At 50.9% G+C, this 12,160-nt stretch carries 11 protein-coding genes; 4 read left to right on the forward strand and 7 right to left on the reverse strand.

The features are described 5' to 3' along the window. Positions 1-3: 3 nt before the first annotated feature. From JWJ90_RS07990 to JWJ90_RS08015, 6 genes are all read right to left on the reverse strand, one after another. Positions 4-918, reverse strand: a complete 915-nt coding sequence (locus JWJ90_RS07990; protein ID WP_205226687.1) for a nucleotide-binding protein — start codon at positions 916-918, stop codon at positions 4-6. After that, complete coding sequence (locus JWJ90_RS07995; RefSeq protein ID WP_205226688.1) at positions 903-1,769, reverse strand: ATP-binding protein; 867 nt, start codon at positions 1,767-1,769, stop codon at positions 903-905. The genes JWJ90_RS07990 and JWJ90_RS07995 overlap by 16 nt, the downstream gene beginning before the upstream one ends. Continuing rightward, a complete protein-coding gene (locus JWJ90_RS08000) occupies positions 1,766-2,164 on the reverse strand; it encodes a hypothetical protein (protein ID WP_205226689.1) in 399 nt (132 codons plus the stop codon). Before JWJ90_RS08000 ends, JWJ90_RS07995 begins: the two co-directional genes overlap by 4 nt. Positions 2,165-2,433: 269 nt before the next feature. Next, on the reverse strand, positions 2,434-2,661 hold the full coding sequence (locus JWJ90_RS08005) for a DUF5320 family protein (RefSeq protein ID WP_205226690.1): 228 nt from the start codon (positions 2,659-2,661) through the stop codon (positions 2,434-2,436). A 63-nt stretch (positions 2,662-2,724) separates the two neighbouring features. Continuing rightward, positions 2,725-3,246 carry a NifB/NifX family molybdenum-iron cluster-binding protein gene (locus JWJ90_RS08010; protein WP_205226691.1) on the reverse strand — a complete coding sequence of 174 codons (522 nt, stop codon included), beginning with the start codon at positions 3,244-3,246 and terminating at the stop codon, positions 2,725-2,727. Positions 3,247-3,430: 184 nt separating this feature from the next. Continuing rightward, on the reverse strand, positions 3,431-4,834 hold the full coding sequence (locus JWJ90_RS08015; protein ID WP_205226692.1) for a sigma-54 interaction domain-containing protein: 1,404 nt from the start codon (positions 4,832-4,834) through the stop codon (positions 3,431-3,433). Between the two features lie 195 nt (positions 4,835-5,029). Here JWJ90_RS08015 and JWJ90_RS08020 point away from each other — a divergent pair, with 195 nt between their 5' ends. From JWJ90_RS08020 to JWJ90_RS08030, 3 genes are all read left to right on the forward strand, one after another. Continuing rightward, complete coding sequence (locus tag JWJ90_RS08020) at positions 5,030-5,602, forward strand: TetR/AcrR family transcriptional regulator (protein ID WP_205226693.1); 573 nt, start codon at positions 5,030-5,032, stop codon at positions 5,600-5,602. 222 nt (positions 5,603-5,824) lie between these two features. After that, on the forward strand, positions 5,825-7,519 hold the full coding sequence (locus tag JWJ90_RS08025; RefSeq protein WP_205226694.1) for an FAD-dependent oxidoreductase: 1,695 nt from the start codon (positions 5,825-5,827) through the stop codon (positions 7,517-7,519). A 257-nt stretch (positions 7,520-7,776) separates the two neighbouring features. After that, positions 7,777-8,697 (forward strand): plasmid pRiA4b ORF-3 family protein, encoded by a 921-nt coding sequence (locus JWJ90_RS08030; protein ID WP_205226695.1) that lies wholly within the window; start codon positions 7,777-7,779, stop codon positions 8,695-8,697. A 153-nt stretch (positions 8,698-8,850) separates the two neighbouring features. On the opposite strand, the gene JWJ90_RS08035 is transcribed toward JWJ90_RS08030, so the two are convergent. After that, positions 8,851-9,882, reverse strand: coding sequence for a response regulator (locus tag JWJ90_RS08035; protein ID WP_205226696.1), 1,032 nt, complete (start codon positions 9,880-9,882; stop codon positions 8,851-8,853). 519 nt (positions 9,883-10,401) lie between these two features. On the opposite strand from JWJ90_RS08035, the gene JWJ90_RS08040 reads away from it, so the two are divergent. Beyond that, a complete protein-coding gene (locus tag JWJ90_RS08040) occupies positions 10,402-12,087 on the forward strand; it encodes a prephenate dehydratase domain-containing protein (protein WP_205226697.1) in 1,686 nt (561 codons plus the stop codon). The last annotated feature ends 73 nt before the right edge of the window (positions 12,088-12,160 follow it).

Raw genomic sequence — 12,160 nt, forward strand, 5'->3', positions numbered from 1 at the left:
TACTTATTGAATAGTTGCTTTAAAATCCACAATCCCCAGAGGGTTCATGGAGGGTGAGTTGATAATTTTCGTCCAGACCTCCCGGACGAGTTTATGGGTTGCGCTCTCTTCGCCATACTCAAAGAGCGTTTTGCCCTCCACCATGGAATGGGTAAAGACAGGATCAAAGGGAACCCTTCCAACCAGGGCGACGTTGTGTTGTGTCGCCGCCTCTTCAATGGTTGCGGTCATCTCCGGATTGAGATCAAACTTATTGACCACAATCATACCCGGCACCTTGAAATGGGCTGCTAGGTCAATGACCCGCTCCATATCGTGCAGGCCGGAAACGGTGGGCTCAACCACGATGACCAGGGCCGTTGCTCCGCCGATGGCCGCGATAACCGGACAGCCAATACCAGGGGGACCATCGGTGATGATCAGGTCTCTGTTCTGGTCTTCAGCCAGCTGTCGCACCTCTTTGCGGATCAGGCTGACCAGCTTGCCGGAGTTCTCCTCGGCAATCCCCAACCGTGCATGGACCATCGGCCCAAAACGGCTGTCTGAGATATACCACTCTCCACAGCGCTGGGTAGGGAAGTCAATCGCATTCTCAGGGCAAAAGTCAACGCAGACACCGCAACCCTCACACCGGATGGGATTGACCTCAAACGTTTCGCTGATGGCATCAAAACGACAAAGGGGACGACAGGTTCCGCATCCGGTGCAAAGATCGGGGTTTATCTCTGCCAGGCCACCTCCCATGAAATCTGTGCTCTGCCTGACATCCGGCTGCATGAGCAGGTGCAGATCAGCAGCATCAACATCGGCATCGCAGAGAATGGAACGCTTGCCCTCAGCTGCCAGGGCCGCAAAGGCTGCGGTCAGGCTGGTCTTTCCGGTTCCACCTTTTCCGCTTATTATCACGAGTTCGCGCATAACTGAGCCTTGCTCCTGTTCACGATGGTTTCAATCTGTTCAAAGAGGCCCACAAATTTTTCCCGCCACTCCGGCATTTCCTCGACAATCAGTTTGCCTCTGGAATAGGCCTCGGCAATGCGTCGATCAAAGGGGATGGAAAGCAGTATCGGTAGATTTTCCTGCTCGGCGTAACGATAGACATCATCAGTGCCCAGATCAGCCCGGTTGACCACCAACCCTGCGGGAATCCCCAGAAGTTTCACCGCCTCAACCGCCAGCTTCAGATCATGGAGCCCAAAGGGAGTGGGCTCGGTGACAAGCAGAACAAAATCGGTGTCATTCATCGCTGCGATAACCGGGCAGGAAGTGCCGGGAGGCGCATCGATAAGGGTGATTTTATCTGGATTGGCATTGGCTCGCACCTGTTTGATCAGAGGAGGCGACATAGCCTCACCTACACGCATCAGGCCGTTGATGAAACGGATACCATCCCGGTTGCCGAAATTGAGTACACCCAACTCGCGACCAACCTCGGAGATGGCTTTTTCCGGGCAGACCAGCATGCAACCACCGCAGCTGTGACAGAGCTCGGAGAAGACGAGTACCTGCTTGCCTACCACGGCAAGCGCGTTAAAGCGGCATATTTCCTGGCATTTTTTACAGAAGGTGCATTTCTCCAGGTCCACTTTGGGAACAGGCGTTTCGACCCGCCTGGTCTGCTCTATCTCCGGCTTGAGAAAGAGGTGGGCGTTGGGTTCCTCAACATCACAGTCAAGCAATTCGACGCGATCACCAAGTGCGAGGGTGAGGTTGGTCGACACCGTGGTTTTACCGGTGCCGCCTTTCCCAGATGCTATGGAAATAATCATGGATTTGCCTTGGGGGTGGGAGTGGCAAGCAGACCACTGATTTTCGCCAGTACGGCAAGCAGGTTTTCTGCGTCTTGTTTACCTGGTTGCGGGGGGAGCTGCATGAGTACACCGAGCCCTTCGGTGACTTCATGGAACTCTCCATCCGGCAAAGAGCCGAGAATAGCGGTGTTGGCCAGTGGGTTAACATTCACAAACTGTTTGACAAATTCAATGCCGGACATGTCGTCGAGTTGTTCGTCAACAATCACCAGATCAAGGGGTTTATTTGTCAGTTTCTCAAGTCCCGCCGCCCCGGTAGCAACCGGTACCAGTTCCACATCCTGCTCCTGTTTGAGGCGGTCGACGAGAACGGAAAAGCGGGAAAAATCCTTGGCAATAAATACGATGGTCAATGGAAACCTCTTGCTCTTGTCCACCACCTTGTCATGGAGAATGGTCCAGTGATAGTGTGGTGAGCTTCTGTTATTAGGGCATCTTGAATAATTGCTTTTTCTGCCAATCTCGCGGAGTCTGGCGCTTACCTCGTCATGCTGACAGTTTTATCCTCGGAGACAGGTGAAGACTCCAATAGCAACCATATGCCTGCGGTAAAATTATCAGCAATTTTTAAGCTTGATTGAAAAATTTCGTTATTCAAGATACCCGTTAGTTCTTAAGGGGATTAGCGCTTACCGCCGCGTCCCTGTCCTCGGCCGCCACGACCACCTCGGCCCATGCCACCGGCGTTGCGATTGCCCCGGCCCATGCCTCGCCCAGCTCCCTGGCCGAATCCACTCGCCTGATCCGGGTTGGTGGTGTCCTGAAGAGGTGCACCGTTTGTGCGACAATTCCCCATGCCTCGTCCTATGGGCCCATTTCCTTGCGGACCTTTTCCGTCCATACTAGGCATTATATTCCTCCGATGGTTGTGTCTGTATTCGTGGTGTTCACCACGGATTGTAGGTTGTACAACCTACTTTTTATAAATATTCGCCTTCTGAGGCCGATCGCCGATGTGCTCTTCCTCGCCCATGGCATGTGAACCGTTTGAGGGAGCGGGAGAGACCATCTGTTCCTGCGGGATATCTGCAGAACGAAAGCCATGGCCCCGACGAATTCTTCCGCGACAACAGATATTCTTGCCGCAGCCGGGCATACAAAAGGTACTGTCAAAGGTATGTCCGGCAAGGAAATGTTCAAGTACCTGCTGCACATTTCCGGTAATAAACGGAATCAGTTCGATACCTGCGGCTTCAATCATGGCTGCCGGTCCTTCTGAAACTGCGCCGCAGATGATTAAGGCCACATGTTGGGCGCGAAGCAGGTGCAACAGCTCCAGAGGGCGTTCAGGATCAAAGCCAATTCGCGTGGTTGCGGCAAGGCCATTGCCGTTATCCTCGACTAAGAGCAAGGTACGCGCTGAATCAAAGACCGGCGATACCCGCTGTCCCCAAACTGTGATCGCTATTTTTTGCCCTTGGCTTAATGCATCCATACAGGTTCAAAAGCACAGATCATGCCAAGTGAGGGTGTCCTGATGGGATAGGCGTAACTGCTTAAATTGATATGTATAAATTATTTTGTCACTTGTGGCGAGACTGTTGGAAGAGTTGCGGTTGCTACTCTCCTGCGACTGTATGCGACTCTTTGTAAGTGTGGAGAAGCGACTGTTGCCAGCGCTATTCAAAGGGGGAGAGGGGAGTGCGTGTCCCCTGGGTGCGACCGTCGATATCGGGAAGATCGAGTTTGAGCTTTTTGAGTTTACGAAAGAGGGTACTCTTGTGCATCCCCAGCTCCTTGGCCGTGGCCAGGCGATTGTACTTATTGCGCTCAAGCGCTGCCAGGATGACCTCACGTTCCGTAGCCTGATGGATTTGGCTCATGGAGGAATGGCGGTTTGCAGGCGGGGTAATGTTTGTCGGTCCACTCAGGTGCGAGGGGAGGTGATGCAGGCCTATTGGCCCCTGAGTGCAGAGAATAAAGGCATGTTCAATGATGTTTTCCAGTTCACGAATGTTGCCGGGGTAATGGTGAGCCATGAGACGTTCAAGAGCTTCGGGTTCGATCCCACTGACCGCCTTGCCGCGGAGGCGATTCATTCTATCTATAAACCGTTCGATTAACAGGGGAATATCCTCTTTACGCTCACGTAGCGGAGGCAGGGCGAGGCGGACGATGTTAATCCGGTAAAAGAGATCGTTGCGAAAGGTTCCCTGTTCAACCATGGATTCCAGGTTTTTGTTGGTGGCTGCAAGAATCCGTACATTGATTGTGATCTTTTTGACCCCTCCCAGAGGGAGAAATTCCCGTTCTTCCAAAACCCGGAGTAGTTTAACCTGAAAGGCCGGGCTGGTCTCACCGAGTTCGTCAAGAAGGATTGTTCCCCCTTCGGCCAAGCTGAAATAGCCGGGTTTGTCCTGAGCTGCATTGGTAAAGGCACCAGCCTTGTATCCAAAAAGCTCCGATTCAAGCAAGGTGTCGGGGAGGGCGCCGCAGTTGATGGCAACAAAAGGTTTGTCGCGGCGACCGGAGAGATCATGCAGGGATTTGGCCATGATTTCTTTGCCCGTCCCGGTTTCCCCTTCGATGAGCACGGTGGAATCACTCTCCGCGATCTGGGGCAACACAGCAAAGATTTTCTTCATTGCGTGGCTGCAACTCACCATATCCCCTTGCTGAAAGCTGCCGCTGAGCTTGCGGCGGAGTTCCTCGACCACGGTGTTGTCACGAAAGGTTTCCACCCCACCAAGAATCTCGCCGGATTCATCTTTGAGAGGCGCTGTGGAAACAGAGATGGGAATACGTTTTTTATCGCTACTGATGATGTAGGTGGAACTCGAGACAAAAGAGCGGCCTTCCTGCATGGTTCGCCTTAGCGCACAGTTGCCCTCACACATGTTGGAGCGGAAAACCTCCCAACAAAAGCGGCCAATAGCCTCCTCCCTTGGGACCCCGGTAATTTCCTCGGCAGCACGGTTAAACGACATGATCCTCCATTCGTGATTGACGGTGAACACCCCATCAGAAATGGATTCCAAGATGATGTCGGTGACGGAATTGCTGGGTTTGTCGTTTTTGGCCATGAATGCGTGTTTGTGCTTGCCGATGGTAACAAAAGGTTAGGCTTCTCTGATAATCAGCCACCGGCAGAATGGCAAGGTCTGTGCGAGTTATTCCACACAATTGTGGTATTTGCACAGCGGTGAATTTTTTTCTTGCGCAAGCGTATTTAGTATTGTACCTACTGGTATGTAAAATTGAAAAACACGGGATTTTGAATGGATGCACGAGAAAAATTAATTAGGAGTACCCAGGCGTTACTGTGGGAACGTGGCTATGTCGGTACAAGCCCCAAGGCAATACAGCAGCGGGCTGGTGTGGGGCAGGGGAGTATGTACCACCACTTTGGTGGGAAATCTGATCTGGCATTGGCAGCTATCGAACGCTGTTCCGAGCAGATCAAATCTTTTGCCAAGGACAAGTTGCAGGGGCCGGGAACCGCCTACGAGCGTATCGAGGCCTTTTTGCTGCAGGAACGCAACGTACTTCAGGGCTGCCAGCTCGGGCGACTGACGGCTGACCCTGAAATTGTGGTCAACGATAACCTGCACCGTCCGGTGCATGAGACCTTTGATTGGCTGCAGCAGAAAGTCTCTGCTGTGATCAGAGAAGGAATAGCCGACGGTCAATTTGATCCTGAGTTGGAGGTTGAAGATACGGCGGCAGCCATCACCGGTATCCTACAAGGAGGCTACGTTCTGGCCAAGGCTGCGGGGAACGATGAGCCCTATTTCAGGGCTGTTCGCGGAATGCTGGCCCTTTTAAAGCCTAAACAGCGCCCAAATGAGTAACCTTTTGTTGTTGAAGGGTGTCTTGAATAATTAGATTTTTCAATCAAGGTCAAGGCATGCAAAAAATTTTACCGCAGGCATATACATGATATTCCGAGGATAAAATTTTTCGCATAACGCCGAGGTTGGCAGAAAAAGCAATTATTCAAGATTCCCTGAAGATACATTTCCGCTCAACACTGAGCATAGTTGATTGAACACAATATAGAAGGAGAACCTTTCATGAGCACCAAGAAGATTGTTGTCATCGGTGGTTCCGCTGCCGGTGCCAAAGCTGCTGCCAAAGCACGGCGGCTTGATGAGTTTGCAGATATCACTATTATTCAGAAAGACCACGATCTCTCCATGGCTTCCTGTGGCTACCCTTACTATGTGGGGGGAACCTTTAACGATCGGAATGCCCTGCTCTGTACCCCTGCAGGCGTGGTCCGTGACCCGGTTTTTTTCCAGAAAGCAAAAAAAATCAACGCACTGATCGAGACCGAAGTCGTTGCGATTAATCGCCCGGAAAAATCAGTTCTTTGCCGGAATGTTACAAGTGGCGAAGAGCAGACCATCGCCTATGACAAACTGGTTATCGCCACTGGTGCCCGCGCCAACGTACCGCCAATCCCCGGTGTTGAGCTTGAAGGCATCACTACTCTGGTTTCCATGGAAAATACCGATTATCTGCGCCAGGTTCGTGATAATGGCGAGGTCAAAAAGGCCGTGGTCATCGGTGGCGGGCTCATTGGTATCGAGGCCTGTGAGGCCCTGCAGGAATCCGGTATTCAGGTCACTGTGGTTGAGGCAGTTGACCAGGTCCTCACCTTCCTTGATTGGGATCTTGCCAAACTGGTTGAGAACCATATTAAATCAAAGGGGGCAAACGTGGTCACCGGGGTCGGCGTCTCTGAGTTTGTTGGTGAGGGGGGGAAACTCACCGGTGTAAAACTTGCCGACGGTACCGTAATCGATTGTTCCGTGGCGGTTATGGCAATAGGTGTACGACCGAATTCGGAGATAGGCAGGGAAGCTAAACTGGAAATCGGTAAATTCGGTGGTATCACTGTCGATGAGTACATGCAGACTTCGGATCCAGACATCTATGCTGCGGGAGACTGTGTTGAGGTGACCAATCGAATTACCGGTGACAAGGCGTTTGCGCCCATGGGGGATCTGGCTAACTTAGAGGGCCGCGTTATTGGCGAGAACCTCATCAGTGGCAATGTGGCCACTTTTCCCGGAACCATTCATACCGGCATCTGTAAAGCTTTTGATTTCGCCGCGGGCTCTACCGGTCTCTCTGAGAAGGCTGCCAAGCGTATCGGTCTTGAGGGCTATACTACCGTGGTGAATGCAAGCCCTGATAAACCAGGTTTCATGGGTGCGAAAATTTTGATTTCCAAACTGCTGGTGGATAAAGATCAGCGCATTCTGGGGTATCAGTGTGTGGGCCTGGGGGATGTCAGCCGCCAGATTGCCACTGCAGCCATGGCTATCCAGGGAAAAATGACGGTGACCGATGTGATTACCTCGGATCTGCCATATGCACCGCCTTTCTCTCCGGCCATTGATCATTTTATTGCTGCCTGTCACATTATGGAGAATAAGCTCAAGGGGCGGATGCACGGCATTTCCAGTGTGGATGTCAAGGCAAAGCTGGATGCCGGTGAGAAGCCTTTCTTTCTTGATGGGCGAAATCCCAACGAGTTTGAAGAGATGGAGATGGGAATCGGCGAAAACCTGATTCCGCTTGGGGCTCTGCGTACAAAACTCGATGCTCTGCCCGCAGACAAAGATGCCGAGATCATCGCATTCTGCAAGATCTCCCTGCGCGGCTATGAGGCTGAGTGTATTCTCCGTGCCCACGGGTTTACAAATGTCAAAGTTATGGAAGGCGGTATCATGGCTTGGCCGTATGGTCGCAAGAAATAACAACCTGCCCAGCCCATGCAGGGCCGACTAAGCTCTGCCTGCAATTTTTTTATAGTAAAGATTGTCTGAACGAGTTGCCCACTCGGCCGGCAAGGATTATTCCGCGTAAGCGGTTCCGGTCCTTGCCGGTTTTTTTTTGAGGTGAATGGCCTTAAAATTGGGGATCTGTAAAGAAATACTAGCCTCTGTCCGAATATTCTTCTATTCTTCCTTGCCACAAAATCCGACTTTCAATTCTTATAGACAACGACAAGCATATGGCCCAAAGTCAACTCTATACTCTCAAGGTAATCCTCTCCGGCGATAAAAAAATCTGGCGGAGGATTGAAATCCTAGGTTCTCAAACTCTTGAAGAACTGCATGAAGCTATTTTTTATGCCTTTGATCGCTATGATCCGCATATGTATTCGTTCTTTATGACTCAAGGCATGGGTAAGAGTCGCATGAGGTTTGCCCAGGCGGTTGAATATACAGATCCTGGCATGCTGGAGTTACTTGATGAAGGGGGCAGCTCCAAAACTTTGTTGGATGCATCCGAAACCACAATAGCTGACCTGCTGTTGAGCCCCAAAGGCAGCTTTGAGTACATTTTTGATTTTGGTGATTCCTGGGAACACGAAATACGTGTTGAAAAAATTTTGGATCTCTACCCCCAAAAACACTATCCACGTGTCAGTGAAAAGGCCGGTGCTTCACCTGACCAGTATCCTGACTATGATGACGAGGATGAAGACGCCTGGGAATATGATGAGGATCGAGAGGAACAAGGAGATGTTCTTCGGAAGAAAAATGCCCCTTTGCTTCAACAGTTTGAAGGGTATTTAGCGGCGAAGAGTCTTTCCCGAAAAACGATCAATAAACATGTGTCCAATATCGATTTCTACATAAATGAATTTTTGTTGTACGAAGAGTCAATAGAACCACCCGCAGGTGTGGAACATGTCTCGTCCTTTTTGGGTTTCTGGTTTATCAGAAAGGCTCTCTGGGCTTCAGTTGCCTCGATCAAAGAAAATATCACCAGCCTGAAACATTTTTACACTTTCATGGAGAGTGTGGGCAATGTGAGCCAAGAAGATCTTGATTTTATGAAAGAAGAAATCAAGTCTAATAAGAAGGAGTGGTTTGAAACCGTTGAGCGATATGATGATCCCAATGTGGATCTCGAGGATATTTGGTAAACTTAATAAAATAATTTTTTTCAAGACCCCTCAAGCAATAACCACCCTACGGAAGTTAATGAAAAATCGCAGGGGACCAGATCTTCCCTGAGGGTGGCAGAGGAAGCACAACACAGTTGTGCCTCCTCCCGCCCGATTTGGTCTCTTCAGTGGCTACCAGGTCTCTGAAAGATCCCGGTTCTCTTCGTGAATCTCCGCCATCTGCAGCTTAACCCGCTCAAAGCTTTCCACTAGCATTGGATCAAAATGCTTGCCGCTTTCCTCAATAATAACTCGCTCGGTATGTTCCTGGGGCATGGGGTCTTTGTAGGGCCTGCGTGAGCGCAGCACATTATAGGTGTCGGCGAGAGCGACTATTCGAGCGGACAAGGGGATTTCCGAGCCCTTGAGCTGTTCCGGGTACCCTGTGCCATCCCAACGTTCATGATGATAGGAGGCCATCTGGTGGGCCAGGAGCAGGTAGGTGGATCCGGTCTCGACATAGAGTTTTTGCAAAATCTTACCGCCTTCCCTGGCGTGTTGCCGGATCAATTCCTTTTCGCGCTGGGAGACCCTTCCCCGCTTGTTCAGCAGGCCGTCTGGAACGTTCATGATTCCGATATCATGCAAAACACTCGCATTGGCCAGGTCATCGATCAACTGCTTGTTGAGTCCCAACTCCGGATGATGGGTGAGCAGGTCGTGGGCCAATACCCGACAGTAAAGCTTGAGTCGCTGCACACGAGATGCCTCCTCACCTGCACGTACGGCAGCAAGTTCTGCCAAGCCTCCAACCAGTTTGTACTGGTCTTCCAGTCGAAGTAAACGCTGGGCACTCAGCAAGCGAAGATTCAACTCCTCTCGTAATACCGGTTTATGTACAAAATCATCAGCCCCGGCAGAGAGGGCTTTGAGCAACCATTCTTTATCGTCAATGCCTGTGAGGACCATAAGATAGGTGTAGCTCTTTTCCTGACGACGTATCTCCCGAACGACCTCAACGCCATCCATATCCGGCATGGAAAGATCTGTGATGACCAAGCGAATTTCCGGGTGCTCAGCCCAGAGCTTTAATCCCGATTTCCCGTCTTCTGCAACCATAACGGGATAGCCCTGGGGGGTGAGTTGGTTTTGCAGCATTAGGCGTTGGGTGGCTTCATCTTCTATGATAAGGACAGCTGGCTGGCGGAAGAGAGAACCGGGCATAGGCAAACTCCACTTGGTGAAAAATTGTTCCTGGGGGTGTTGAGGTGGATCTTCTTCACAGGGACAGTCTTGCGTATTTATGTCTGAATTCGTGACTGCGGGTGAAGCTGAACAATAAATGAACTAATTTAAAAATCTTTGTCCCATTAATAGGATACGCTGTTCAGTGACCCCCTGCCGTCACGGATTCAGGAACATGAAAGGTTCAAAGCATCCTTTAGCAGCATTGTAGGGAAGGGAGAGAAAAAGAGTCAATAAAAAACAAGGGGAAACGAACTGCCGGGTTCCCTGGGGCTAGGAGTAAACGTCTTTGAAGCGCTAAAATTTTTCCAGAGCTTCAAAGATGGAAAAGGCGAAAAAACCCTTTACTATACGGCCCTGAGCTTGTATTTCAGCGGGTTGGACTTGTTTTTGCCCGTTTCCCCGCTCAGTTGTAGTCTTTTTTTTGTGTTGTTGAGAAAAAGAAGGGCTTCAGGGCGTTGTCTCCACCCGATACTCATGGTTAAGGAATTTTCCGCAATGAAAACTATCGCGACCCTTGGTCCGGAATACTCCCAATCCTGGCAGGCTGCCATCCTCTTTGATAAAGAGGCCCAAATCTGTCTCTATCCGCACATTAAGGCTTTGCTTGCAGCCTTTGCAAGCGGAGAAACCGATTATGCCATCCTGCCGGTGTATAACACCCGTGAAGGAGAGAAAAAACAGTATTTTCGTTTCTTTGACCAGGTGCGTCGCGGATATTGGGTGGATAATGTGCTTCTCCACTCAAACCTCTCTTTAGGCGTCTTTGACCCGGAAGATACGGTAGAGGATATCACTCTGCTGGTAAGCAAGCGGGAGGTGTTCCACCAATGCGAGGAGTTTATTGAGAATCTGCTCCCTGCTGTCGCGGAAATGAGTGTACCTGATGTGAGCCAGGTCATCAACGAGAGGCAACGCTCCGGCCAGACCAAAGGGGTGGCGGTGATCGATAACGCCGAAACCCTGACCGCTCATGGCCTGCGTATTATCGAGCGTGAGGTTGCCCCTCATAACCGGACTCGTTATGCAGTCCTGGGGCATGCATTGGCCCCTGTTACCGGCTACGATGCTACCACGCTCATCACCGAGCCCCTGGATGATCGGGTAGGCCTTTTGGTCGACATACTGAATGAATTTTCCCGCCGTGGCATCAATATTGCCGATATGCGCACGGAAAATGATATCAAGACCCAAAAGCTGCGTATCTACCTGGAGGCAGAGGGGCATAGCTCCAGCGAGAGTATGAACGCGGCCATTGCCCATATCGAATCAAAGGTTATTGGTCAGGAAGGGATGATTCGGGTTCTTGGGTCATTCCCGCGCGTGGATATGCGAACCAAATATATAAAATCATTTGGTTTCATTGGGACAGGTGCCATGAGCAAGTGGTTTGCCGACCGGTTGGAGAACGAAGGCTACGAGATCAAGATGACGGGACGCACTTCAACGCTTCGTCCGGAAAAAATGATAGGAGAGGTCGATGTGGTGGTGATCTGTGTACCAATCTCAGTGACCTCTGCCACGATTCGTCGTTATGCCCCCCTGCTGGCTGCAGGCCAGGCCTTGGTCCTGCTTGCCGGGGAGTCAGAAGACACGATACAAACCGCGCTTGAAACCACCAAGGAAGATGTCGAGGTTATGCTGGTTCATAATCTCTGGGGCCCACAGGCTGCGACCATGAAGGATAAAAACGCCATTGTAGTGCGTACTTCGCGAAGCGGTATGTTCTGCAGTGAGTTTGAGGCCTTTTTGTATAAACATGGGGCGGACATTTTTCATGATTCCCCCAGTAAACATGACCTGCTCATGGGGATTGGCCAGAAGCTGCCCACCATGATTTCCGTGGCCCTGGCCATGACGCTGGGCGAGAACAAAATTACCGCCGATGATATCGCAAGCCACTGCACCCTGACCTCGCTTTACCCTATTTTGGCCATGTCCCGGGTGCATTCACAAAATCCACGCACCTATGCCGAGATAATGTCGACCTCGGGCGATAGCCGCAAAATCGTGATCGATTTTGCAAAAAATCTCAGTAAGGTTATGGGGATGGCTGATGAAGCCTCGATTAAGGGACTCTGCGATTTGATTGACGGCAACAGCGACCACTTAACAGCGCATTTTCTCAAGGCACGTATGAAGCAGGCGAAGGCTGTTGATGAAGTTTTGGGGAGGATGCTCTAGCCAGAGCCGAGCAGAATTCTGAATTTCCTCTCCACAGATTCGGGAGAATGATTTTGCCAGCAACAATGCTCTC

The organism is Desulfobulbus rhabdoformis (assembly GCF_016919065.1).
GTDB classification, from domain to species: domain Bacteria; phylum Desulfobacterota; class Desulfobulbia; order Desulfobulbales; family Desulfobulbaceae; genus Desulfobulbus; species Desulfobulbus rhabdoformis.